This window comes from Reinekea sp. G2M2-21 (assembly GCF_015687175.1).
Taxonomy (GTDB): Bacteria; Pseudomonadota; Gammaproteobacteria; order Pseudomonadales; family Natronospirillaceae; genus Reinekea.
Window position 1 is genome coordinate 863,700 of the sequence record NZ_JADPQG010000001.1, and the last position, 23,721, is coordinate 887,420.

General features: G+C 47.6%; 22 protein-coding genes. 12 read left to right on the top strand and 10 right to left on the bottom strand.

The window, feature by feature from the left end; genetic code table 11:
- Positions 1–29 precede the first annotated feature (29 nt).
- Positions 30–461, bottom strand: coding sequence for an RDD family protein (locus IYN85_RS04010; protein ID WP_196157539.1), 432 nt, complete (start codon positions 459–461; stop codon positions 30–32).
- A gap of 128 nt (positions 462–589) precedes the next feature.
- Here IYN85_RS04010 and IYN85_RS04015 point away from each other — a divergent pair, with 128 nt between their 5' ends.
- Together IYN85_RS04015 and IYN85_RS04020 are read left to right on the top strand one after the other, a co-directional pair.
- Positions 590–901, top strand: a complete 312-nt coding sequence (locus tag IYN85_RS04015; RefSeq protein ID WP_196157540.1) for a helix-turn-helix transcriptional regulator — start codon at positions 590–592, stop codon at positions 899–901.
- A gap of 235 nt (positions 902–1,136) precedes the next feature.
- Positions 1,137–1,508, top strand: a complete 372-nt coding sequence (locus IYN85_RS04020) for a hypothetical protein (RefSeq protein WP_196157541.1) — start codon at positions 1,137–1,139, stop codon at positions 1,506–1,508.
- A gap of 85 nt (positions 1,509–1,593) precedes the next feature.
- Here IYN85_RS04020 and IYN85_RS04025 read toward each other — a convergent pair whose 3' ends face one another.
- The 3 genes from IYN85_RS04025 to IYN85_RS04035 all read right to left on the bottom strand — a co-directional run bounded on the left by IYN85_RS04025 (position 1,594) and on the right by IYN85_RS04035 (position 4,840).
- Positions 1,594–1,977 carry a diacylglycerol kinase gene (locus IYN85_RS04025; protein WP_196157542.1) on the bottom strand — a complete coding sequence of 128 codons (384 nt, stop codon included), beginning with the start codon at positions 1,975–1,977 and terminating at the stop codon, positions 1,594–1,596.
- A 119-nt stretch (positions 1,978–2,096) separates the two neighbouring features.
- A complete protein-coding gene (locus tag IYN85_RS04030; RefSeq protein ID WP_196157543.1) occupies positions 2,097–4,454 on the bottom strand; it encodes an ATP-dependent helicase C-terminal domain-containing protein in 2,358 nt (785 codons plus the stop codon).
- The gene (locus IYN85_RS04035) at positions 4,451–4,840 is read right to left on the bottom strand and encodes a hypothetical protein (protein WP_196157544.1); all 390 of its coding nucleotides are present in this window, start codon (positions 4,838–4,840) and stop codon (positions 4,451–4,453) included. Before IYN85_RS04035 ends, IYN85_RS04030 begins: the two co-directional genes overlap by 4 nt.
- Before the next feature lie 63 nt (positions 4,841–4,903).
- Here IYN85_RS04035 and IYN85_RS04040 point away from each other — a divergent pair, with 63 nt between their 5' ends.
- Positions 4,904–5,263 carry a hypothetical protein gene (locus tag IYN85_RS04040; RefSeq protein ID WP_196157545.1) on the top strand — a complete coding sequence of 120 codons (360 nt, stop codon included), beginning with the start codon at positions 4,904–4,906 and terminating at the stop codon, positions 5,261–5,263.
- 1 nt (position 5,264) lies between these two features.
- Here IYN85_RS04040 and IYN85_RS04045 read toward each other — a convergent pair whose 3' ends face one another.
- The 3 genes from IYN85_RS04045 to bcp form a co-directional block, all read right to left on the bottom strand.
- Positions 5,265–6,251, bottom strand: coding sequence for an asparaginase (locus IYN85_RS04045; protein WP_196157546.1), 987 nt, complete (start codon positions 6,249–6,251; stop codon positions 5,265–5,267).
- Between the two features lie 81 nt (positions 6,252–6,332).
- Complete coding sequence (locus IYN85_RS04050; protein WP_196157547.1) at positions 6,333–6,983, bottom strand: tetratricopeptide repeat protein; 651 nt, start codon at positions 6,981–6,983, stop codon at positions 6,333–6,335.
- Between the two features lie 99 nt (positions 6,984–7,082).
- Positions 7,083–7,565, bottom strand: coding sequence for a thioredoxin-dependent thiol peroxidase (gene bcp / locus IYN85_RS04055; protein ID WP_196157548.1), 483 nt, complete (start codon positions 7,563–7,565; stop codon positions 7,083–7,085).
- 160 nt (positions 7,566–7,725) lie between these two features.
- On the opposite strand from bcp, the gene IYN85_RS04060 reads away from it, so the two are divergent.
- The 5 genes from IYN85_RS04060 to IYN85_RS04080 all read left to right on the top strand — a co-directional run bounded on the left by IYN85_RS04060 (position 7,726) and on the right by IYN85_RS04080 (position 15,272).
- Entirely contained in the window at positions 7,726–9,201 is a 1,476-nt protein-coding gene (locus tag IYN85_RS04060) for a Wadjet anti-phage system protein JetA family protein (RefSeq protein WP_196157549.1), read from the top strand.
- Positions 9,191–9,955, top strand: a complete 765-nt coding sequence (locus tag IYN85_RS04065) for a DUF4194 domain-containing protein (protein ID WP_196157550.1) — start codon at positions 9,191–9,193, stop codon at positions 9,953–9,955. The genes IYN85_RS04060 and IYN85_RS04065 overlap by 11 nt, the downstream gene beginning before the upstream one ends.
- 6 nt (positions 9,956–9,961) lie before the next feature.
- Positions 9,962–13,591, top strand: coding sequence for an ATP-binding protein (locus IYN85_RS04070; protein ID WP_196157551.1), 3,630 nt, complete (start codon positions 9,962–9,964; stop codon positions 13,589–13,591).
- Positions 13,592–14,221 (top strand): uracil phosphoribosyltransferase, encoded by a 630-nt coding sequence (upp, locus tag IYN85_RS04075; RefSeq protein WP_196157552.1) that lies wholly within the window; start codon positions 13,592–13,594, stop codon positions 14,219–14,221.
- A 319-nt stretch (positions 14,222–14,540) separates the two neighbouring features.
- Positions 14,541–15,272, top strand: a complete 732-nt coding sequence (locus tag IYN85_RS04080; RefSeq protein WP_196157553.1) for a winged helix-turn-helix domain-containing protein — start codon at positions 14,541–14,543, stop codon at positions 15,270–15,272.
- Between the two features lie 37 nt (positions 15,273–15,309).
- Here the strand turns inward: IYN85_RS04080 and IYN85_RS04085 are convergent, their stop codons facing one another.
- The gene (locus tag IYN85_RS04085) at positions 15,310–16,269 is read right to left on the bottom strand and encodes a class I SAM-dependent methyltransferase (protein ID WP_196157554.1); all 960 of its coding nucleotides are present in this window, start codon (positions 16,267–16,269) and stop codon (positions 15,310–15,312) included.
- Positions 16,270–16,322: 53 nt separating this feature from the next.
- Complete coding sequence (locus IYN85_RS04090) at positions 16,323–16,505, bottom strand: helix-turn-helix domain-containing protein (protein ID WP_196157555.1); 183 nt, start codon at positions 16,503–16,505, stop codon at positions 16,323–16,325.
- Positions 16,506–16,846: 341 nt separating this feature from the next.
- Here IYN85_RS04090 and IYN85_RS04095 point away from each other — a divergent pair, with 341 nt between their 5' ends.
- Complete coding sequence (locus IYN85_RS04095; protein WP_196157556.1) at positions 16,847–17,365, top strand: hypothetical protein; 519 nt, start codon at positions 16,847–16,849, stop codon at positions 17,363–17,365.
- A 150-nt stretch (positions 17,366–17,515) separates the two neighbouring features.
- Here the strand turns inward: IYN85_RS04095 and IYN85_RS04100 are convergent, their stop codons facing one another.
- Positions 17,516–17,827: a hypothetical protein gene (locus tag IYN85_RS04100; RefSeq protein ID WP_196157557.1), complete on the bottom strand. Its 312-nt coding sequence runs from the start codon at positions 17,825–17,827 to the stop codon at positions 17,516–17,518.
- Between the two features lie 3,287 nt (positions 17,828–21,114).
- Here IYN85_RS04100 and IYN85_RS04105 point away from each other — a divergent pair.
- The 3 genes from IYN85_RS04105 (at position 21,115) to IYN85_RS04115 (ending at position 23,720) form a co-directional block, all read left to right on the top strand.
- Positions 21,115–21,828: a hypothetical protein gene (locus IYN85_RS04105; RefSeq protein ID WP_196157558.1), complete on the top strand. Its 714-nt coding sequence runs from the start codon at positions 21,115–21,117 to the stop codon at positions 21,826–21,828.
- Between the two features lie 332 nt (positions 21,829–22,160).
- Complete coding sequence (gene tsaB, locus IYN85_RS04110; RefSeq protein ID WP_196157559.1) at positions 22,161–22,859, top strand: tRNA (adenosine(37)-N6)-threonylcarbamoyltransferase complex dimerization subunit type 1 TsaB; 699 nt, start codon at positions 22,161–22,163, stop codon at positions 22,857–22,859.
- A gap of 57 nt (positions 22,860–22,916) precedes the next feature.
- Positions 22,917–23,720 (top strand): undecaprenyl-diphosphate phosphatase, encoded by an 804-nt coding sequence (locus IYN85_RS04115; RefSeq protein ID WP_196157560.1) that lies wholly within the window; start codon positions 22,917–22,919, stop codon positions 23,718–23,720.
- The last annotated feature ends 1 nt before the right edge of the window (position 23,721 follow it).

Genomic DNA, 23,721 nt, shown 5'->3' on the forward strand with positions numbered 1-23,721 from the left:
GTTTGGCTGGAATTGTTCCAGCCAAGCGGTCATTTTTTGGGTATATGGATAAGTTTGGTATGGCTAGCCTTGTCTTGCCAGGTTAAGCCGTCTTTCGACCAATACTGCCAAAACACCCCGACGCACAGCAACGTATAGGCTGGAAGAGCAATTAATAAACGAATCAACATTTGTTTAGAAGTGGGTGCTCCTGATTTTAGGTTGACCAGCTTAATGCGCCAAGCTTTCATACCGACGGTTTGACCAGATTTACGCCAGAAGTATAGAAAATACCCGATGATGATAACCAGCAGGTAGAGTTGAAAGATCAGATTGTGCGGAATAACTTCGGAACCTGTTACCCAGAAATGCAAGCCGACAGCGATAAAACCAGCAATCATGAGTAAGCCCAGCAGGATTAAGGCATCATATATGACACTACCGATGGCTCGATGAATGTGAGCTTGTTTGTATACTTCCACCAATTTTACCTCCCGTGCCTGCAAAATTTGACGCAGGATAGGGTATTGGATCGCTGAAAGGAATAGCGCAACATAGTGCTGATGATAAATTTGCTTTAGAATGAGCGCTTTGAATTATGGGTGATTGAATGGAAACGAACAGCCTTCCCATTGAACAGTTAGAAACCAATGCAGGTAATGCGGCTGCGCTATTGAAAGCCCTGAGTAATGAAAGCCGGTTATTGATACTGTGTAATTTGGTGTCGGGCGAGAAATGTGTTGGCGAGCTCAATGAGCGAATACCGCTAAGCCAATCAGCCCTGTCGCAGCACCTTGCACGACTTCGAAAAGATGAATTGGTGAGTATTCGAAAAGAAGCTCAAACAGTGTATTACCAAATTGCCAGTCGAGAGGCTGAGCAAATCATTGAAGTTCTGTATAACGTCTACTGTAAAACCTGATATTTCGCGCTGAATGTCACCGGTAATTTGTTGTTCCGGTGATATTGGCGTAGTGCCTCCCTTGTACATTACCCCGTTACCGGCATTCGCCGAATATTTGATCTGTTTCACGAAATTGCAGTAAAAGTGCCGGAAAATTGGCCAATAATTTGACAAATTTCCATTTTCTGTATAGTAGTGATGCATTAGAGCAGGCGAAAGGACATCTCTGCACACTTCAATCGAGGCAAATAGAATGACTGAAGCGAATGTCCGCCGAATGCATACACCGGTTTACAAGAGTTCTGAATACCCACCCATGCCACCGAGAATACGTCTGGCAGCAAATTGTTGGGAACGGGTGTGGTGGTTGACTTTAGTTGCGCCACTGGCCACGCCTGACCGGTTAGCCCCTCTGGTTAATCGTTTTGCTACAGAAACTGTCTCTATTCGCGCACAATTGCGCACCTGTCGACGTATCTGCTTCGCCATCACAACGCAAGGTCTGGACGATCAAAGTGAGTTTGAGATTGCCATGTTAATCATGGCGCAGATAAACCGTGAGTTGGGTGAGATTGAGCGTGTTGAAGATCGCCCTGCGAATATGTGGCCGATCGACCTTTTTTGAATCTGCAAACTGGCGAGAATAGTCCGATGATCGTTACCGGATTGCGCTGCTTCATATAAAAAAGTTTCTGACGTTTCGGCAGAACCTAAAAAAACTTCTGCATAATGGACACAGCCCAGATCATTCCCGCCAACGTAATACTAAGGAATACCGCTGCCGATCCCATGTCTTTTGCTCTTCCGGATAATTCATTGTATTCCAGCCCGACACGGTCAACTAACGCTTCAATCGCGCTGTTCAGCAATTCAACAATCATGATAAGAATAACCGATCCCAATAAGGCAATCGCGTGAAACCAACTTTGTGATAACCAGGGCGTTAACAGCAACGCAACCAGTAACATTAACAGTTCCTGGCGAAAAGCTTCTTCATGCTGTGCGGTAGCCCAGAGTCCACGCCAACTGTACTTGGTCGCGTTTACAAGTCTTCTCAGACCTTTGGCGGGTTTTGTCGTTTGCTGTGTTCGCATGGTGTCTGCTTTTTTCTTCGAGTTTACCTTGGTGTGAGAGGAAACACTATGAACCTGCGTTGTTGACGTGAATTTCCCCGTCTGCCTTATTGACCGGTGAACAATTAAGGCGTTATTCGTTAACCTGATCCGTTCTCTGAACGCAATTGACGGTTGGTTTTTGATGTCGCTGTAAATGACAATGGGTCTTCTGGCCAAGGGTGTTTGGCGTATCGACCTCTCATTTCTTTGCGGACTTGTGGGTATATAGTGTTCCAGAAAAATGAAAGGTCTGTGACAGAAGCCAACGGTCGGCCGTTTGGTGCCGTCAGATGCAGTGTTAACGGGATCGTTTGCAGCAGCAACGGTGTTGCCGATAACCCGAATGCCTCTTGTAATTTAAGTGACACCGACGCTTTTAATTGGTGGATGTCGTAGTCAATAGAGATTTTTCGACCCGTTGGTGATGTCCAGTAGTGCGGTAATTCAGCGTTGAGTTTTTTAATAGCGTCGTAGCCCAGCGCTTGTTCCATCATCGCCGTAATCGGCAAAGCCTCGAATGTGTCGATACCCATCATAAAACTTTCCGCAATTTTCACCCATTGAGCCGACGACGGGTAGTCAGGCCAATCAGATCCCGCCTTTAAGGCGAATTGCCAACGTTGTTTCAGGTTGAGGGCTTCATCTGTCCAAACAAAGGCTTCGTCACCTCGATCCGAAATGTATCGTAACCAGGCCGATGTTTTTTCTTCTTGCGACGGTTTTGTCGGCTGTTGCGATAGCACAATCTTGCCGAGGGTCGTCGTTTTCAGGAAGGCGGGTCGTTCGTTTGGTTTAAATTGTACGTGGTCTTCGACCGTCAGAACCTGAGTCACTGCGTTGCTGGATACGGGCAAAGTATGAGTTGCCAGGATATGTTTTTGCTGGCGAACACCATCGAGCAATATGCCCCATTGTTCGTCTGACGGCTCTCTGGAACGAACTTCGGTACCACTGATCAATTGCCCTTGCATTGGTTTGCGCCAGCAGATAAGGCGGTCAGCCAGTGCCCGAATTAACAGTGACTCATTCATGGCACTGGTAACGGCAGGCAGAGATTGGCCAAAGCGATTCAAGATAATCTTGCATTCGGCAACAACTGGGGCTGGCAGAGATGGTGTTGGTAACGGTTGACGCGGATCGAAATTGATTGGCGTCCCTGTCATCAGGTAGGCCGCCAGAATCGAAGCGCTCGCAAGGTTGCCTTCTGCCTCGGCCAGTGCAATGAGATGACTGAGCCAGGGATCCAAACCGACGTTTTGCATGGCACTGCCATGGTTTGTCAGTTGCCCGTCGCGGGTTATGGCTTGCCAGTTTGCCAGTTTGTCACACGCCAGTTGCCATCTGGATGCGGCCGGCTTATCCAGCCAAACCAGATCATCCCGTTGTGCGCCCCAGTGCAACGTTTGCAGAACAAGATCCGTCAAATCGGCATGAGTGATTTGCGGCGGTTGATGGGGGATCAGCGCGGCATGGTCATCGATACTCCAGAGGCGGATACAGTTGCCGGGGCCTAGCCTGCCGGCTCGACCTGCTCTTTGTGCAGCGCTGGCCTGGCTGATACGACGCGTTTTTAATGTGTTGATGCCCGTTACCGGGTTGGTGTCTGCGTATCGCTCCAAGCCCAGGTCGATAACCGTATGTACCTTGGGAAGCGTAACACTACTTTCGGCAATATTGGTGGCCAGAATAATGGTCGGTGGATCAGACGCCAAGGTTTGAATGTTCGGTGTTTTATCCAGTTGCCCATGCAAGATCAGAATCGGTTGACGGTTGCCCAGTTGTTTTTCCAGCTGGCGGATTTCGCGCAGTCCAGCGCAAAAAACGAGAATGTGGTGGTCTGTGTTGTCTGCCTGCGCTTCGATGATGCGGCCAACATCCGCTGGGCGATTCACGTCACATTTTCGATATTGGATGTCGACCGGATAGCTGAAGCCGTCTGATTCAATGAGCGGCAAGGCGGTTTGTTCCAGAATGTTCTGAACATTCAATGTCGCTGACATGATCAGGCGGCGCACGCTGCTATCGAACAGTTCGACGTATTGATTTATCAGCGCGTAGCACAGATCCTGTTCAACCGATCGCTCATGAAATTCATCGAAAATGATCGTGCTGTGCGCGATCTGATCCGGATCATTCAATAACAGGCGCAAAAAACTGCCATAGGTAGTGACGATCAGCCGTGTTTCTGCACTGGTTAGACGTTCTTGACGCAGTTGATACCCCACTGTTTTTCCTGGTGGTTCGCCCAGGTTTCTGGCCAATTGCTGACTGGCGAGTTTAACGGCAAGCCGCTTCGGAATGAGCAGATAGATGGTTTGTTGACTTTGTTCTAGCAGCCACAGCGGGATCTGGGTTGTTTTTCCAGAACCCGGTGGTGCGGAAATGACTGCACCACCTGAGTGCCAGGCAGGTAAAAGGGATGTTTTTATCTCTTCGATGGGAAGTGTGTCGGTCATCCAAGAACATTGCCGTATGGAAGGAAGCGATTGTCTGAGTTTTCTTTGATCCACGCCGTAAGCGTTTTATCGGGAAACTCGCCGCGCTTCTTTAACTCTTTGCAAATCCAGATCACGGGGTTTTTATCACCGCCAAACCAATCACTCCAATGTGCTTCCGCCAAAGTAAAAAACCGACACAACCGTTTTAACTGTTCACTGTCGAGTTCGCTGAAGGCGGGTTGCCACTGAGACTTAGTGACCTTTACAAAGGCCTGTAAGGGAAGGAGTTGCTCCGGTGGTTGTTCCGGAAAAGAATGTTCATCGTGGTATGACAGGGCGCGGAGCAATACATCTGTCGGGATCTGTGCCTGCTCTGAACCCGGCTCCCAGTTTCCTACCGTCATGGGTTTGCCTCTCATTGAAATTGAAAGTTACTATTGTACCAGCGAATAATCAGAGGATATCCAATGCCATACAATTTTTTACTCTGGGTTTTTCATCAATCTTGGCTGACGCGGTTTCGGCGCGTGCATGAGTGGCTTATGAAAGGCTTCTCCCAGCAGGCGGACAAAGGCAATAAAGATGCGCAAGAACTCTATGGTTTTTTGTTGTTGCATAAGGGCAGTGATGACGCCAGTAAGTCTGCCGGAGCCCGCTATCTGATGATGTGTGTGGGGCTGGATCGGCCCAAGGTTTGTTGGCAACTGCATCAGATTTTTGCCAACGGTGGCATTTTAGGTTTTCCGCAAGACAACGAAAAGGCGCAAAAATATCTGCAGTTAGCACAACAGGCTGGGCACCCACTCGCGTTAAACATCAATGATTGAATCAGTGCGCGTCTGGCTGATTTTCCCACTCTCTGGCCAGTGGTTCGCGAAAAACTTGAATTATATCGTCAGCATGGTCGAATTCTGAGCAAAGTATCTGGATTTTCGTGATGGCCGCTTCCAGCGGCATCATGCCACAGCTGATGGCGCCGTGTTCCGTAAACACGGAGCTCGCCGCGTAGAGCCCAAAATCCACATTCCCTTCAAAGCATTGGCTGGTGACAAACACTGGAATAGCGCGATGTTGCGCCGAGGCTAGCATACGGCGCAGCGCAGCGGTATTCGCCGCATTACCGTTGCCGTAACTGCTGATTAAGATGGCCCGGGTCGCTGGATTATCCGAGATCCGGTCCAGTTGGGTCTCTGGAATGCCTGGATAAAGCGTGAGCAGCGTGACCTCTGGATTGCGCCAAGGCTGCGTAAAGCGCCTGGTTGAGACTTTTTTTGAGTTTGCCCAGTGACTGGCATCCCAACCTGGGCAACTGAAACTGGCCATGGCTTGGGTGCTGTATTTGGTCACCCTGCTTCCGGGTAGCACTTCTTCGCCCACGGCGACCATGACTTCCGGGCGATTTGATTCCAATGCGATCAGTGCACGTTGCAGATTGTCCAGCGCATCGGTGCCTGTAGCAGAAATCGGTAGCATGGAGCCGGTAATAACAACAGGGATCGTCAGATCGGCGAGCAAGAATGACAGTGCGGAGGCGGTGTAAGCCAACGTGTCAGTGCCGTGTATTACCAGAACGCCATCGATATTTTCAGCCTGGGCTATGGTGTGGGTAATTCTGTACCAGTGGCTTGGGTTCAGGTCGGATGAATCCAGCAGTGGTGACCAGTGTTCCCAGTTCAATTGATGTTGGTGCCAGTCGGTCAACTCAGTGTGCTGTTGTAAGGCATTTTCGACTTCGCCCGCATTGGGTGTCAGACCATGGGGACCCTCTACCATACCAATGGTGCCGCCGGTGTTAATAATCAGATAATTCGCCAATTTGTCGCCCCTTTATGCTGTCCGGGGCGATAGTAGTCGTTTGCCTACTTGCCATCAATTGCTTCAAGCATGCATGAGGTCTTATAAGTCCGCCAGGTTCAGGTTTTGGGCTTCTTTAAAATCTGGGTACCGGTCTTTCAAGGCTTGTAATGTGGATTCGGCGTCCGCGGTACGGTCCAGCTTATACAGTGTCTTGGCTTTCCATAACCAAGCGTCTTCCAAACCCCATGCTTCGGTTTGCTGATAAATCGTCAGGGCCTTATCAAAATATTCAAGCGCTTTCGCTTTGTCACCACCCAGTAACGACGGTGTATTGTGCAGGGCAATACCTTTCACCATTAAAGTGGGGGCATGTTCCTCGGATATCTCCAGACTGTATGCCAGGGCATCTTCAGCGTCGCCGGCAATGAATGCCGCCTGCCAGGGTTTTAATGTGATCGATAAGCCCAACGCAGCCGAATACAGCGCCGCCTCGTCTTGAGTTTGATAGCTCTTCTTCAGCGAATCTTTAATGGTTTCCAACGACACTTTAGCGGTTTTCTTATCGTCATTGTTCAAGGCGATCATGGCCAGCCTGTAGTGGATGTAGAGTCCAGCAAAACGATCCTGTGATATTAGTTTCTGCAGGTGATCGCTTTGTTCGGCACGCCAAGCGCGGTCAATATCGTTGTTATCCCAGCCGAACGCAGGCGAGAGACTGAAGGCAACTAGAAGTGTGACGAGTTTTTTCAATTGGGTGGTCCGGTAAGGTGTCGTGATCAAAGATACGTGAGGACTGGGCTAATGGATGAACCGCAGGGTAGGGCTTACTGCCCTGCGGTTGCGGCACCGTCAGAGACTATCCAGAATGGCCAGTACGTCTTCATGATGGGTTTTGGTTTTGACTTTCTCAATGATATGGGCCAGCTTACCTTCCTCATCAATGATGAACGTCAGGCGGTGGATGCCCACATACTCCTTGCCCATAAACTTTTTTAACGCCCAAACGCCATATTTTTCGGCAATCTGGTGGTCTTCATCGCTGAGCAGGTCGAAATTCAGGTTTTCTTTCTCAATAAACTTGACCAACCTGGCCGGAGCGTCAGGGCTAATGCCCAGAACCACAGTATTACGAGCGTCGAAATCGGCTTTTGTGTCACGAATTCCGCAGGCTTGTGTGGTACAGCCTGGTGTCATGGCCTTCGGGTAAAAATAGAGAACGACTTTTTTACCTTTCAGCCCTTTCAATTCGACGGTTTCGCCATGTTGGTTCACGGTTTTGAATGCAGGGGCTTTGGTGCCTGTTTTAGGCAGTTTCAGCGCGGGTAGGGCCATGTCTTTCTCCTTATGAGTGAAGGGCATCAAGGTTAACGGCTCCATGATACGTGTTCAACGCTTGTTTTGGATTTAGAATGCTGATCGATAGCTGTGTTGCCGGTCAAATTCAGGTATGCTTGCCCACTGTTTCCAGGGTAGCCAACCGGCTGATTTTATTATGTTTTTTGAGCAAAGTCGGGCGCAATTCTTTCGCCCATTGACCAGTAAGTACCGCGAACAGATCGTAGAGTGCCTGCGCGAGCTCTACCGTCGTCTTTACACCAGTTCCAGTGCAGATTATGGACACGCGCTAACCCGCGATGATGTTATTGAGACATTCAGTGCGGCCCTGGTACGAGCACCTGAGTTACAGACTGAAGAGGACGACGGAGAAGGTCGTTTCCGCACCACACGCGAACACGCCAGTTGGGTGCTGAATCAGTTGATCGAGTATGGCTGGATCGAGAAACAGGTCGACGAAGCCTCCTTGCAAAGCAGTTTTAATTTCAGCCGCTTCGGACGAACCTTTACTGAGCCCTTCGTATCGACTGATTTATCCAGCGTACGAACCCGCCACCGTAATACCCGTAATGTCCGAAACGCCATGAGTTCTTTTTTGGAAAATGGTGAGGCGTACGACCTGCTCGACGCCTGGGAATATTCGGAGCGCATTATCAGTGATTTTACCGATGTCATCGCTGAGTTGGACGACCGCAAACGCTCGTTGGTCAAACAGATGGAAAGTCAGGTGATGATACAACAGGCCACGAATGATTTTTTCGATTTCATGGAAAAGCGCTTTCAACCCGATTTGGCGATCCGCTTATCGGCGGACAACGTTGAGAAATACCGTAACGAGATTTCAGCAAAAATTCAGCAAATCCGTCAACAGGATAAAGCTTTTAAGCAGCAGGCTGAGCGGCGCTTGCGTGAACTCTTGCCGGAATTTGTCACAGAAGGTCAGAGTGTGTTGTGGATGTTGTTGGACAGTATCGAACATCGGCTGCAAGCTGCCAGTGACATTATGTTGCCCGCACTGCGTCGAGCACTGCAGAGTTTTACCAAGCGCGCTGATATCATCATCCGGCAGATGAACTACCTGTCCAGTTCAACCCACAATGATATGGTTAAGGTATTGCAGGCGTTGTCGGAAAAAACCGCCGCTGAACAAAATGTTTTGTTAGACCGTGCCAGTGATCTGATGAGTGTGCCGCAAATTGGTTTGCTCGATCCTGCTCACATGCGTTTGCACAACCGACGGGCGAAACGGGATTTCAGCCTCGACGTTGCGCAAGATAACGAAACTGAATTCGATCAAGATGCTCATAAAGAATTGGTGGTGCAGCAAATGCTGGACCAGGCATTTCTTATTAACGATAACCAGGTCAGGCACTACTTAGTCAGACACCTAATGGCGGGACACTCTGTCACCACCGCAGATTTGCCAGTAAACAGCGCTGCAGATCTGCTGAATCTGTCACACGCAATCGAAGTGGGCAGTGCCAATTCCCTGAGCACAGACCTGCAGTTCAGTGTTGACTACACAGGCAAACCACCAGTGACCACTGAGTACTTCAGTCAACAGGATCTTTTTGAAATAAAACTGCGTGATATCTCCCGAGTCGACGCAGAGGACGATAAACATGTTTCATGAATTGGAAAAATATCTGGAAAAAGCCGGAATTTCGCGCAATGAATACAGTGAGTTGCTGATTCGACTTCTGGACTATGGCGTGCTGTGTCGCGATGAAAGTCAAACCGAACAGGTTTTGTATGATCGATTCCTGCGTATTGAAGGTCTGGTGGCTGATTACCTTGATCTTATTGGCGTGCGCATTCAACACGACAGTCGTTTTAATTTTGTGCGTTTGTTTCCACCCGGTGCGGAAGTGCCCGGGTTACCCGATGTGCATGACCACCCATTCAATAACGGTTTCCGCGTTAAGTTGAATCAGACTGAAGTTGCGCTGGTGCTTATTTTACGCAGTCTCTATGACCGCGCTTTACGGGAAGGGCAACTGGATGAACAGGGCTGTGTTCTCGTATCCATTGAAAACATCACCATCTCGTTACGTAATCTGCTGAAAAGGACGTTGCCGGAAAAGCTTACCGAGCGTCGTCAGCTGTTTGGTCGTCTGCGACAGTTGCGACTGATTCAGTTGAATCAGGAAATCAATGAAGATTCAGCTGATCTTTGGATTCGAATTCGTCCAATGATTATCAGCTATGTATCGGATGACGTTCTGTCTGCTCTGTTAGGAAATGGAGAAGCACTGACCGAGACCTATGACGACGATCCTGAGTCGTTGGTGAAAGACGATGAACGTATAACGGAAGACGAAGCCGAGACGTCGGCGGTTATTCTCAATTCTGTACCGACGGATCATTCGATTTTTGAGAAGGAATAAGTACCCATGCGCTTGAAGAATTTTATTTATGTGAATTGGGGCAATATTCCTGTGATGGAATTCGAGTTTGGCCCGATTAATTTATTTTCCGGTGGCAACGGTTCCGGCAAAACGACGGCTGCCGATGCACTGCAGACCATCATGACGGCTGCGCATGACACCCTGTTTCACTACAACCCGGGACAGGACGAAGCCACGCAACGTGGCCGTGGCAAACAGGTTCGAACGTTGGCCTCTTATGTACTCGGTTGTGACGATGGCTCTTTTGCGCGTACCGAGCCCACGGTCGGATATCTTGCTGCGGTGTTTCATCCAACGCAGGGCGAAAGTGCAGATCCATTTACAGCCATTATCGGGGTGACTGCTTACATCGATAAAGCCGGTGCGACACCAATCGCTCGCCAGTCCGACATGATGTATATGATAGTGCCGGATGCTGAGCTGACCAAAGCCGATTTTGTACAGGAAATTGAAGGCCGCAGTCAGGTGGTATCTCTGGATCGTCTGAGCGCTCATTTTGCCCATCAGAAAATTGAAGGCGCTGAAAAGTACGATACCAAGAAACAATATCTACGACGACTTTATGCCGCCTTGCGCGGACGCAAAGATGCCATCAGTGAGCGCGAGGCAATGAACGCCGCTCGCGCATTTTCACGATTCATGGCTTACAAGCCCGTGAAGAGCATTGACGGTTTTGTTGCTCAGGAAATTCTCGAGAAAAAGGATCTGGGCGAAGCCATCCGCACCGTTTCGGATCTGATGAAAACCATCAACGGGTTGGAAGGTGAAGCCAATCGACTGAAAAATATGATTGGACGGCTGGACAAAGCGCGTATCCAATCCAATGCCTATATTCAGAGCTGGATCGAATACAACGTGGCCGATTATGTTGCGGCCAAATCCCGTTTTCTGGTCGACCAGAAAAAGTACCTTGGAACCAAAGCCGATCAGCAACGAGTGCGCAACGAGCTGGATCAGTTGATTGAAGATTTGGAAGTGACCACAGAGCGTCGCAATCAAACCGACGAACAGCGGGTCTCACTGGAAGCCCGCCGTCTGGGTATTAATGCCCTGCAAGACAAAGATAAGTTTGAAGCGAAAATTCAAAACTGTACGGCGACACTGCAAAAACAAGCTGCACCATTGCTGACTCAGAACGATGCGCTGGAGAAAAGCCTGAACGCAAGTTTTGATATTCAAAAAGCGTTGTTGAAAACATCATTGGCCACCGAAATTCCTGCGCTGGCGGATAAACGTTTACACACCAAAGCTCGTGACGTTGTGCAAACACAGAAACTGGGTGTGGATTTCCGCAGCTTGCTGAATCAGGATTGGATTGATATCAGCCCGCTGGAAGAACACCTCGATCAGGCCATGCAACAACAGAGTTTGCTCAATGAATGGCGCGAACTTTGGTTTGACGAGACGACTCAGGCAGACGGCATTTCCCTGCGCGACCAATTGCAGCGTTTGGTTGACCGGCGCGAGCAACGTTTGGTGCAGATTCGCACGAACCTCAGCCGTAAACAACAAGACATCGATAGCCTGGCGTCGGCGCAAGTCAATTACCCACATCATGTTCGGCTGGCGATGGAGGCTATCCGGCGCGAATGTCCCGAAGCGGACCCGCGGGTATTGTGCGATCACGTCTCTGTCGTCAACGAAGATTGGCAGGCGGCCATAGAGGGTTATATGGGCGGCGCCCGCTTTGCCATTCTGGTCGAGCCCGAGTTTGAGGCTACCGCTATTCAGATTGTCCGTGCGTTGCCGAAAGACAACCGGGCACGCGTGATTCAAGGTAGCAAAGCCCGAGAAGACGCCGCCCGCATAAAGCTGCCAGCGAATTCCGTTGTGCATCTGATGCACTTCGATCACGCCATTGCCAAAGCTTATGTGACAGCCAGTTATGGATTGGTAGAGCAGTGCAAAGACGCAGAACAATTGCGCAAGACTCGACGTGGCGTGACGGCACAAGGTTTAGGCAGTGGTGCCTACGCCATGTACCGGTGCGACATTCCGGAAAGTGATCTGGTGTTTGGTCAGGGCGCGCGTGAGAAAGCACTGTCGGCTAAAAAACGTGAGTTGAATGAATTGGCCGGACAGGCCAATGACTTGCAAGCGTTGGTCAGTGAAGTAAAAAGCCTCTATGAGTCGGTGAATCAATTGCGGCATTTGCAGCACGGTCAGCTGATTCGCGAAATGCTGGAAACCCAACGGGAACTGCGCAAAGCCGAACAGGCGTTGGCCGCACTGGACTTAAGTGATGTTCAGGGGATTGAAGACGAATACAAGGTTATTGTTAATCAATTAAACGAGCTGAATACCCGTATTCGTGAAGGTGACGAGAAAAAGGGATCACTGAATCAGCGCATTACAGCCTTAACCAAACAATGTGAAGTGCTCAGTGATCAACAGGAAAAAACTCAAGAGCGGGCAGAAGAGAAAGAGGCCTATCTGCGTAACATTGTTGAATTCTGGCCGCCTTTCGATGTCGAAAATCGTTTGGCGGAAGCGGACAAGCAAGCCGAAGATTCCGATGCTGACGTGGAAGAAAACCTGCGCAAATCTTTGGAAAGTGAGCTTAATGCAAAATCACACGAATTCGAACAGCTTCTGAAAGAGCACAATTCGGAATGTCAGCCACAGGATGCCATCGTGGTTGAGCTCAACTACAGTGTCCTGCATAACGTTGAATTTTTCCGTGGTATGGTGAATTTGAGCCGCGATGTAGACCGCGTACATAACCGGGTTAAAAACAATGTGCTGGTGGAAAAGGTTGACCAGCTTGGGGTCTTGAAAGAAAGCTTTAACAGTGCGTTTGTAACGAACTTATGTCATTCCATACATCAGGCGATTAATGACGGTAAAAAAGTTCTGACTGATTTAAACAAAGAGTTGGAACATCATCGTTTTGGTGCCGACCGTGAGAAATATTGGTTCGACTATCAATGGGTTCCTGAGTTCAAAGAATACTGGCATTTCTTCGATGAAGTGTATAAAAGCCCATCCATTGGTGAGGGTAAGACACTCTTTGACACGCAGCTGAGCGAGCGTTCTCGGAAAATTCGCGATCAGTTGATGGAGATGCTATTGGACAGTGATGAACAGCGTGCCTTGCGTGAACTGGAGCGGATTTCAGACTATCGTAACTACCGTAGTTATGAAATTTACAAACAGCCGGATGGCAAGCAGCCGATTGCATTGAGTCAATACGGTACCGGATCAGGCGGACAGTTGGAAACACCCGCCTACATTATTCGCGCCGCAGCCATTACATCGGCTTTCCGGTTTAACGAAGGCGACAGTCATTTGCGTATGGTGTTAGTCGATGAAGCCTTCTCGAAGATGGATGAAACACGGTCTAAAGAAGTCATCCGGTATTTGACCGAATCGTTGGGCCTACAACTGTTGTTTATCATGCCGACTAGCAAATCCGGTCCGTTTATGGACATGATTTCGAATCAGTTTGTGTTTTCAAAAGTACCGCTGTTAAATGGCCAACGTCGGGGCGAATTGAATACCAAAGTTTTGGTTGATCGTCAGCAGTGCAATCAAGATAAAATTCAAGAATTATGGGCGAATCACCGAAAAGTGATTCGCAAACAAGCAGAATTGGATTTCCTGGAGGGATTATAAATGGCGGTTATTGAAATTAATCACCCGTTGCTGGCGCACAAAGTCGGTATCATGCGTGAAGCTGGCATCTCAACAAAACAGTTTCGTGAGTTGGCGTCTGAAATCGGCAACTTGCTGACCTATGAAGCTACTCGGAATCTGACGACCGATGAGGTCGACATTGACGCCTGGGATGGTAGCAAGTTAACGGTTGAACGGATTAAGGGCAAAAAAATCACCGTGGTGCCCATTTTGCGCGCTGGTTTGGGCATGATGGACGGCGTATTACAGCTGATTCCTTCGGCGCGTGTCAGTGTGGTCGGTTTGTATCGGAATGAAGAGACGCTGGAACCGGTTTACTATTTTGACAAGGTCGTTGAAGACGTCGCAGAGCGGACCGCCCTTATTGTTGACCCGATGTTGGCCACGGGCGGTTCAATGATCGCCACCATCGATTTACTCAAGGACAAGGGTTGTCAGAAGATTCTGGGGTTATGTCTTATCGGTGCACCCGAAGGCGCTGCAGCAATTGAAGCGGCCCATCCGGATGTGGATATTTATGTAGCGCAGATGGATGAGCGGCTCAACAGCGATGGTTACATCGTGCCCGGGCTTGGCGATGCCGGTGATAAATTATTTGGTACGCGCTGACAACCACCTTCGCGGAGAAAAGGGCGGCTGTTTTTTACAGCCCGCTTTTCCATAGGTTGGATAAATATTACCGGCCCCGCTGCTTAACTCAGACGAATCAATACCCTATCCCGAAGTGGTTTTAGAGCGGTAGTCGCTCTCCAGGCTAGCGCCTGTTTTCGACATTTGAAATTGGTTTTCCAGCTCGGTCACATTCTTTAACATTTCTTCACCAAAATCTCGCATTTTGAAAAATACCGTCTAAATTAAGCCCAATAGGACCTGGATTCTAAGGTTAGAAATCAGGGCAGCGAATCATTGTGACAGGGCAGGTTATTTTGTGGGATACAAAGCCGAAACAGTCGTGAAAAAGCGCATCCTCATCGTTGACGACGATGTTGAATACGCAAGTCACTTGCGTGACTATCTCAGCAGCAACGAATACGACGTTGAAGTGGAAACTGAAACCAGTACCGCACTCTCGCGAATTCGAGACGAAAAGCCCGATTTAATTCTGATCGAAGTGGACTTACGCGGTGAATCGGGTCTGACCATTTGTAAACTCAGCCGCAAGGATTTTTCAGGTGGTATCGTTCTGATGAGCCATCGTACCGATGAACTGGATCAGGTTCTGGGGTTAGATATGGGCGCGGATGATTATGTGGCTCGAAAAACATCACCGCGACTCATTCTGGCCAGATGCCAAGCCATACTAAGACGTGCGGATCGGGCAACGATGGCAGAACTGACCCATTCAGATGACCGTCTTGAATTCGGCGATTTGGTGATCGACAACACCATGCGAGAAGCCTGGTTGGACCGAAATCCGATTGACCTGACCAGTGCCGAATTCGACCTGTTGTGGTTGCTGTCGAGCCACGCAGGCGAAGTGTTGACCCGAGAGCAAATTTTCTCGCAGTTAAGAGGCATCGAATATGATGGTCAGGACCGCTCGGTCGATGTTCGGGTGTCCCGAATTCGTCCCAAAGTTGGCGACGACCCCATCCACCCGAGACGCATAAAAACAGTTCGCTCCAAAGGTTATCTGTTTGTTGGTGATGTTAAACATTAACGACCACAGCAAGCCGATGCCGTGTCAAATTCTTGCGTCAAAGTCGCTGCGCGCTGTAAACACTAAACCCGTTTTTGTGCACTAACTGGGTTATGTTTGTAAAATGACCCTTAAGCAGATGGTGGTAGGTCAGAAAGTCGTTCGCGACCCAAACCAGGTGTCCACCCGTTTTAAGCCAGTTATGCGCTTCCGAAAAAAACGTTTCTGTCGGCCCGTATTCTGTTTGAATTCCTTTGTGAAAAGGAGGGTTAGTGACCAAAGCGTCATAACGTTTTGGTTCCAACTGTTCTGTGCCCGCAGACCAGGTCACACTGCATTTGTCAGCTAAGCCGTTTTCCGCCAGTGTTTTTTTAGTCGATCGCACAGCGCACAAATCAATCTCAATGGCGTTCACGGACTTCACCTGTTTCTGTATGGCCAGATGCGCCGTTAATACCCCACAGCCACTGCCAAATTCCAGAATATGCCCGCTGAGTTCAGGCAATGCAGACAGCAATACATCGGTCCCGCGATCTAATCGGGCGGCACTGAAGACGCCCGGCAACGTATAGCAGGTCATGTCACCGACCGAGAAGGTTGACCATTTTGGTGACTGAATACCTTTGTCCGTGAGTGTCAGCTCAAACAACACACAATGTCGCGCGGACTCTATTTTTATGCAGTTAAAATGGCCAGCCACACGTTTTGGGAGGCTTTTGATGCCACCGTTGTTTTCACCCACCACCCAAAGGGTTTGATCAGCCTGAAGGGAGTTCGATAACATTGCCAGCCACCAGTCGAGACGGTCTTTTGCCTTTGGGTAAAAAAGAACGTTACGGGTATTTGTTGGCCATGTATCGGCATCTAGAAGGGCATTGTTATTCTGGGACCAATGCAGATTAAATTGCTTGTCGCCAGATTTAACCATGGGGGATGCTTCAGGAATATCAAACCAATGGACAGGACTTTCACCTAACTCGGATGAATGTCGTTCCAGTAATTGCAAGGTGGGATGCATACGTACACTTCAATCTTTAAGAAAGCGCAGTGTATCAGAGGCCCCGAAGATTATCAGCGTTTGGAAAATTGTTCGTTGATTTTTTTATAGTTCTCAACAGCACTGACTGACAACATTTTTTGCCCGTTTTGTATTTCGGATGGAATAAGCTTTTCACGGATAAATCGTTTAACAGTGATTTCAGATACACCTAAATAGGCCGCAGCTTGCGCCACATTCATATATTCTGAGGACATAGGAAGGCTCCTTGCAAAAAAAACGGACACTGAGATCAGTGTCCGAAAATTCATGGGGCATAGCCCACATGGGAGTAGTCACCATACTGCTGCTGCTACGATCAACAGTAAAAATAAATATAGTCTACTATTTGAACATTGCAGTACCGCAAACAACCTTATTTGGGTTGACGGCTTGACAATTTGGCTGATTTTTGAAAGTGCCCGCTCTATGGCTGGATTTCAGAGGAAAAATGAATTTGCATTGTTTTAAGAATAATTTGTTATTAATTTGCATGCTTTTAATTCCAGTCCTCGGAAATGCAGAGCTGGTGGGGGGACATGATCGTCAACGGCTCTTGATGATTTTTACGGAAACCCTAACGGATTATTTGCAACGTCATCCTATAACGATTAGTGCAAGCCAATTTCCTGTGTCAGTGGCCAATATTCCCGAAAATGCCGAAAAGCTCGCCTTGTTTGACACACTGACTGAAGAAGGTTGGTTGCAGAAAACCTCGACTGTTGCTGACGTGGGCAATAAAAAGGTACTTTTTACCCGTGTTTTTAACTATGAGTTGAATCGAAGCCGACAGGACCAGCCCATTATTGTGGGCTATGTACAGCTGGAGCATGTCATTTATCTGGAGCTACTAACGTCGAACGATTCGGAGGATACGAGGTATCGGGTTGGTTTTACCTGGCTTTATCACCAACCTTCGCCTTGGATATGGGCTCCTGCCTTGAGTGCAAACCCCGAACTGACGTTTATTAAGTCGGCATTAAAGGTGCCTCAAACCGCTGACATCCACCTGGTTTGGGAGGCGGATCAAAAACGCTGGAGTCTTCAACAATGGCCAACGTTTCTTAACGCAGAATAATGTTTTAAAGGCTTACCGGTAGCTTTGCTCTTTGATTTTTTTTGTTTCTGGGTGGTTGGTGAATGCTGACTCAGGGAGGTTGAAACAATTGGAGAGACGGTATGTCTCTTTTAACGCAGGAAATCCCGTAAGATTGGAATGAAGTACCTGTTAATGGGTATGCGCGGCGAGTCGATTGGCAATTCTTGCGAGCAGATCTGAAAGGTGAGTGGGCATCCTTGCTCCGCTTTTGCTTTCCTGCTGTAGCAACACATGGGTGACTTGTTTAAGGATGACGTACCAGTCGTCGGCGATAAAACATTCGGTTGGAATTTGATACAAGGCATCCAAAAGCAGGTTCTTAGCCAGTGACGGTTGCGCTGGTCCATCAGCCAGAGAAATCAGGAGGTCGGCCGCTTGCCTGCGTCTCATGAAAAGCAAATTCGATGACTGGCTGTTCAGTTGATCATCAGCAGTATTCATCCGGCTAACCTCCGTAAATGGCGCGCTAAACGTTACTCCTGATGCTAAACCCTTTGCAAAGGATAAGGCTGGGGACGTTCTGTGGATAAAGTGTGATTTACCTGAGTAAGAGTGGCGACTTACTGAATAAGCCCGTCAATTGGCCGTTTTTTGTTTCGTAATAAAATGTAATTTCCTTTTTCTGAGAGGACGATCTGAAGAACCCATACACACGTTTAAATAAACCAGTAGATTTAATGCTCCTCTGAATAATTGCCATCTACCTCAGCGGGTTCAGAAATGCGCAAGTTTCGAGGTAAGTTCTGCAGGCAATATTCATCATCTTGGCATAGGACCTAACAAAGTCATGCGCCATTTGAGGCTCGCCCTGCGGGTCCTTCAGATTGATGACTGAGTATTGTTGAGTGTTTTTAAAAAGGACTCGCCATTCTCTGCAACACACGGCTTGCTCAATCTTCGATCTGATAACGCTGAGGTGATTTGAATTAAGCAGGGCTGCCTTTAATATCAAGAGTCCCCATGACTCAGTTCAACCCTGTGTTTTGGTTGTTAAGGATCAATCCAATCAGTGTGCTGCGGTTTGGTTAGAGAATAGTCGATCTCCTGGAAGCTTTTTTCTCCCAAGGGGAGCCTCCTTTGAGCTCCTATTTTTTGCCAGCTTTGGTGCTTTCACCGATATTGAGCTCGGTTGAATGGTCGTTCAGGCGTGCCCCGACACGTCGGTGATGCCTGCACGCCGACCTTGGGGTTGAATCCGTTGCCTCATACAATACCTGTCAGCCAATTTAGTACGGACTAATTATTTGCACCAGCTCTGGTGATATCAATAGATGGTGTTTTGTGTCCATCTCTGGAAATGCGGTGGCTGGTGCTGTTTTTCTCGCATTGCAAGCGACCACGTGAAACCATTCACGTTGAGAACGCCCTGTCTAAGACAGAATGGATGGGATTGATCATTCGTTTGTGGCGACGGCTGGGAACGTTAAGGGCCGCGTTCGAACGCTCCGACAGATTTAGTCCTTGAAGGAGAAAATCACTTAATGAGACAAGGTCATTGAAATTTGCACACGCTACAGATAAAAACCAAGTATGCTTATGAAAGTGCCATTCGGGACTCACCCCAATGCGGACAACAACCGTGTTTTCCTGCAACACACGCCTTGCTCATCCTTCGATCTGATCGGGCGGAGTTGATTTGAATTAATCACAGTTGCCTTTAATATTCTCATCTGGTTCTTGGTTGTGGTTATTTGAAAAAATGTAGGCTTCGTCTATCGCTCTGTGTTTATCAAGTTTTATGTTTTTTAAAATAGTCAACTTCTGCAGTTGTGTCGGGTCGCCGATATACAGTCAAATGCGAATTTTCCGGATAATTCAGGTTGATCGCAACACGCCGTTTCCTCATCTCAACGACCAAAATGACCGGACGATGGTGAATTGTAGGTTGTCGTGCTCTAATTCAGGTCTCGATTATTGTGGAAGTGGAACACCGGGTTTTATGTTTTGTCAGGTAAGAACTCCATTTCCTCAGTAAAACCATTGTGTGCACCTGCTTCTATTTATTAGATGATTTTCGCAAAGACTGAATTGGTTTTCATGATGAACCGTGCGTTGCTTTGTATTTTTTGAACTTTAATTTAGTGTTATTTAGTCCTTTTCTTCTAATTTGACCAAACAAAGGTAACTGTTCCTGTCGCAATTCAACCCAGCCATTCGACGGTAAACACGTAGGGAACGTTTCAGCGTGATACTCAATTTTTCTGCCGTCACATTCAAACCTATAGTGAATAACACTTAATAAAGCAGCATTTAACCCGGGGTAACAATGGTAAGAGTCACTTTCTCTGTAGTTAAAGCTAACCTCCAAATCCTATGTACCAAGGGCTGGCGTAAATAAATCTTCCGTCGCTTTTGCTTTGGCTGACTTATTTGGCACGTCGCAACGGTTTCAAGGGCATGGATGCCCTCGAAAGCGGCGCGCGTGCAGGGATGCACTCTCAATCGATCGTTCGAAGAAAGTGGTAATTAAGGCAGAATACCAAAGAAGGCGATAAAAAATGGGGGGGCAAGGGGATCTCCCCTTGGAAAGAAAGCACCTCTGTACGATTCTTTCGTTAAGAACTATAAGCGATTTGTCAGATCTGACTTGCACTTAACGGCAAGGGACATACAGTTAAATCAAATCGTAGGAGCTCTCGAAATCAAAATTTTCATGCCAAGTCTGCTTAAGCAAGTGCTATTCGGGAGCACCCTTTGGTCAAGCCATCACCATAGGTGAAGTTGTGAAAAATGATAAAAACGCCATTTTAGGTTCGATTTGAACGATTTTAATCGCCCGTCTCCGTTGGTGGACTTCCTGTTATTGTGCTCATGGGAAAAGTCGCTAGAGCGTGCGCTGACACGTTGGTGTTTCTGAACGGAGAGTGCTTTCAACGCCGTCCCTGGCATTGAATTGGTTGCCTTGCGCCATACTTGTTAGTCAGCGCAGTACGGCTGGCTATTTTAAGCCGACTTCGGTGAAGTCATTTTTTGTACTTTGTTTTTTGTGATCGGCAATGTGGCGATGGAGGATGTTTTTTTCGTCTTGCAAACAATCTGTCGAAGATGATTTGGTGACAACTATGGGCTAATCAGGACTTTGAGGGCGATCTAAAACTATTATTAAAAATCGGTCACATACGTCATGGGTTGGTGAGCTTTTGGGGCGGGAGTCTGTCATTTTGGCAGAGGCGCGTTTGAAAACGTCTACGGAAGGTTCGATTGATACTATTCATCACTTTGAAGGCTTTTAACAACGAATTTTAGGATATCCGATTATCGTTGAGCGAAATTGTAATTTTTCAAAGGCACTTTATCAGCGAAGTCTGCTTTTTTCAGCCGAGATTACTTTCTCAGTTAAAAGGTTATTCGTGTTTTGATCCGTTTTGGCTTTTACCCTGTTTATGACTTTATGCCATGAAGTAAATCATCTATGAATAAAAAGTAGCGATATGACAAAAAGCACCGTCAAAAACGTTCGGGTCACTACGGTGCAAAAAAGGTTTTTATCTGATACCGAAGTATTAAAAAATAAAACAGATGATCTGGAACCGAGGACAAATATGTTGAAATCAGACGAACGGACACAAAAAAAGAAAGAATTGAAAAAAAATTAAAAAAAAAACACGAAAAACAGATAAAAAAGTGCTTGAAAGTTTGCAATTTATATCGATAGAGCTAAATTAGCCTTATCGATGGTTTTTAATTAAACCTTTGTTTTATTAGTGCGTGAAAACGAGGATAACATCATGGCAGCAGCCAAGAAGAAAGTAGCTAAGAAAGCTCCAGCAAAAAAAGTAGCTAAGAAAGCTCCAGCAAAAAAAGCAGCAGCAAAAAAAGCACCGGCTAAAAAGGCAGTCGCCAAAAAGCCAGTTGCTAAAAAAGCTGTTCCAGCCGTTGCAAACAAAGCCGTTTTAGCAGCAACTAAGGCAGTAGAGAGTGCAGATGCCGCGGTTAAGAAAGCTGAAACTCAATTGGCTGCTGCAAACGCTAAAAAAGACGCAGTGTCTAAGAAAGTTCAGAAAACCAAGACTGCTGCAAGCAAAAAGCAAATGGAAAGCGCGAAAGCCGGTGTAGCAAAAGCAAAAGCCGCTGTTGCTGCCGCTAAAGATAAGCTGAAAACAGCTCGCTTTGACCTGAAAGTAGCTGAAATTGCAGCAACCGTTGAAGACAATGCCGCTCAATCCGCTGCAAAAGCTGAACAGTTTGCCGCGTCTTTGGAAGCTAAGCGCAGTGAAGATCTGGCAAAAGCTGTCGCAGCATTTGAAACTAAGTGGAAAGCTGCACGTGCTAAAGCAGATGATAAGAAAGTAAAAGCCTTTGAGAAAAAAGAGTCCGCCAAAGGTAAGGTTTTTGCTAAAAAGGTTAAGGCCAAAATCACCGCTTTAAAGAAAAAAGCAACGGCTAAGCCTGCAGCGAAGAAGAAAACTGCGAAAAAATCAGCGCCAAAAGCTAAAAAGTAAGCTGATCTCTCTCTAAAAAGGCCCAATCGGGTCTTTTTTTTTGCTTGTTTTCCCGAAGTAGAGGCTTTTAATTGTTTCTATTTGTCATTTATTAAATTACAGAGGGGTAAGAGCATGCCAGGGTTTAGCTCGTCACATTACCTCAAGGCTCGTTCATATTTTTAGAAAACGGGTCAATTTTGTCACATATTGGCCTGTCGGGAGGGGGATTCGTTGGGCAAGACCTATCGTAACAGCCATGAAGGGAACCCATTCCATCCTGCGTCAGTCATATAGATGCGCTGGTCATTTATGGTAAACTGCGCGCTCTTGTCAGCTTACAGATCTGTGAAATGAATATTCTGTCTATCGATACCACCGCAGACATCTGCTCAATTGCTTTATTAGCTGGAAACTCTGAATTTATATTCCATGAGGTTCGTCCGCGCGAGCATGCCAAGATAATGTTGCCGGAAATTGAACGATTGTTATCTGAAGCAAGACTCACTGTCGGTGATCTGACTTATGTGGTATTTGGTCGTGGACCAGGGTCCTTTACCGGGGTGCGTATCGCTACTGGTGTTGCTCAAGGTTTGGCCTATGCTGCGGGCTGTCCGGTATTGCCCGTCAGTACCTTACAGTCTTTAGCCTTCAGCACGCGCGAAAAAGCTAGTAGTGGTATATGGGTTGCGATTGATGCCCGGATGTCAGAAGTTTATTTCGCTAAATTTTCTGTTGATGAACAGGGTATTCCGATGCCGGTTTCGGAAGAAGCAGTATTACCGCCATTGGATCTGCCGTCGGATGTTACTCCGGACACAGAGTTTGCGGGTAATGGATGGCTTGCGGGCTATGAATTTGCCCCGGTTTTGCAGGGCTTGACGGAAAAATTCAATGGCATTCCTGAACTGCCCCATGCACGGGACAGCGCGAAACTGGCGCTCAAACTGCTTGAGTTGGATCGCATAACACCGGTTTCGGCTGAAAACGCTTTACCGGTTTACCTGCGTGACAAAGTCACCTGGGATAATAAACCCAAGGTAGGATCCTAATCGTTTAGATCAGGGCTGAAAGCCAATATTATTAATTTTCTTTATTAAGAGGACAGTATGACGGTAACTCAATGGATTGTATTGGCTGTTTTGCAAGGGGTGACAGAGTTTCTGCCGATTTCCAGCTCGGCACATTTAATTCTTCCCTCGCAGTTATTGGGCTGGGTGGATCAGGGGTTGGCATTTGATGTTGCCGTTCATGTTGGTTCTTTATTGGCGGTCATTCTGTATTTCAGGAAAACCATTGTGCAACTGGCGCTCCACTTTTGCCTCTCGCTCATTAAAAAGAAACATGACTCGGGTTTGGCCCGGCAGGGTTGGTTCATCATTATTGCCACCATTCCTGCGGTTATTGTTGGTTATCTAGCAGAAGGATTTATTGAAACCAGTTTGCGCAGTATTCTCGTGATTGCCGTGACCACGACCCTGTTCGGGTTGGTGCTTTGGTGGGCTGACGCGAAGGCCTCGCAGCACCGCAATCTGGAACAGTTGACTTGGAAAGATGCTTTATTGATAGGTATGGCTCAGGCGTTTGCGTTGATCCCAGGTACGTCACGGTCCGGCATTACAATGACGGCCGGATTGATGCTCGGATTAAACAAAGTAGATACGGCACGGTTCAGTTTTCTGTTGTCGATCCCGTTAATTATGGCGGCGGGACTCCTCAAGACCATCGAGCTGATTCAAACGCCCTCTGCGTTCGATATCCAGGCACTGATGGTTGGATCCGTCATTTCTTTTGTTAGTGCTTTCGCTTGTATTATGTTGTTTTTGAAATGGATTGAACGGTCAGGGTTCCTTCCTTTCGTCATTTATCGACTGTTCTTGGGCGCTGTCCTGTTTTTTGTATACTTTTCGTAAC

What these genes read in the sequence shown, in the direction of transcription:
- IYN85_RS04015 (WP_196157540.1), top strand. Translation starts at nt 590, where the DNA reads ATGGAAACGAACAGCCTTCCCATTGAACAGTTAGAAACCAATGCAGGT.
- IYN85_RS04020 (WP_196157541.1), top strand. Translation starts at nt 1,137, where the DNA reads ATGACTGAAGCGAATGTCCGCCGAATGCATACACCGGTTTACAAGAGT.
- IYN85_RS04025 (WP_196157542.1), bottom strand. Translation starts at nt 1,977, where the DNA reads ATGCGAACACAGCAAACGACAAAACCCGCCAAAGGTCTGAGAAGACTT.
- IYN85_RS04030 (WP_196157543.1), bottom strand. Translation starts at nt 4,454, where the DNA reads ATGACCGACACACTTCCCATCGAAGAGATAAAAACATCCCTTTTACCT.
- IYN85_RS04035 (WP_196157544.1), bottom strand. Translation starts at nt 4,840, where the DNA reads ATGACGGTAGGAAACTGGGAGCCGGGTTCAGAGCAGGCACAGATCCCG.
- IYN85_RS04040 (WP_196157545.1), top strand. Translation starts at nt 4,904, where the DNA reads ATGCCATACAATTTTTTACTCTGGGTTTTTCATCAATCTTGGCTGACG.
- bcp (WP_196157548.1), bottom strand. Translation starts at nt 7,565, where the DNA reads ATGGCCCTACCCGCGCTGAAACTGCCTAAAACAGGCACCAAAGCCCCT.
- IYN85_RS04060 (WP_196157549.1), top strand. Translation starts at nt 7,726, where the DNA reads ATGTTTTTTGAGCAAAGTCGGGCGCAATTCTTTCGCCCATTGACCAGT.
- IYN85_RS04065 (WP_196157550.1), top strand. Translation starts at nt 9,191, where the DNA reads ATGTTTCATGAATTGGAAAAATATCTGGAAAAAGCCGGAATTTCGCGC.
- IYN85_RS04070 (WP_196157551.1), top strand. Translation starts at nt 9,962, where the DNA reads ATGCGCTTGAAGAATTTTATTTATGTGAATTGGGGCAATATTCCTGTG.
- upp (WP_196157552.1), top strand. Translation starts at nt 13,592, where the DNA reads ATGGCGGTTATTGAAATTAATCACCCGTTGCTGGCGCACAAAGTCGGT.
- IYN85_RS04085 (WP_196157554.1), bottom strand. Translation starts at nt 16,269, where the DNA reads ATGCATCCCACCTTGCAATTACTGGAACGACATTCATCCGAGTTAGGT.
- IYN85_RS04090 (WP_196157555.1), bottom strand. Translation starts at nt 16,505, where the DNA reads ATGTCCTCAGAATATATGAATGTGGCGCAAGCTGCGGCCTATTTAGGT.
- IYN85_RS04095 (WP_196157556.1), top strand. Translation starts at nt 16,847, where the DNA reads ATGATTTTTACGGAAACCCTAACGGATTATTTGCAACGTCATCCTATA.
- IYN85_RS04100 (WP_196157557.1), bottom strand. Translation starts at nt 17,827, where the DNA reads ATGAATACTGCTGATGATCAACTGAACAGCCAGTCATCGAATTTGCTT.
- IYN85_RS04105 (WP_196157558.1), top strand. Translation starts at nt 21,115, where the DNA reads ATGGCAGCAGCCAAGAAGAAAGTAGCTAAGAAAGCTCCAGCAAAAAAA.
- tsaB (WP_196157559.1), top strand. Translation starts at nt 22,161, where the DNA reads ATGAATATTCTGTCTATCGATACCACCGCAGACATCTGCTCAATTGCT.
- IYN85_RS04115 (WP_196157560.1), top strand. Translation starts at nt 22,917, where the DNA reads ATGACGGTAACTCAATGGATTGTATTGGCTGTTTTGCAAGGGGTGACA.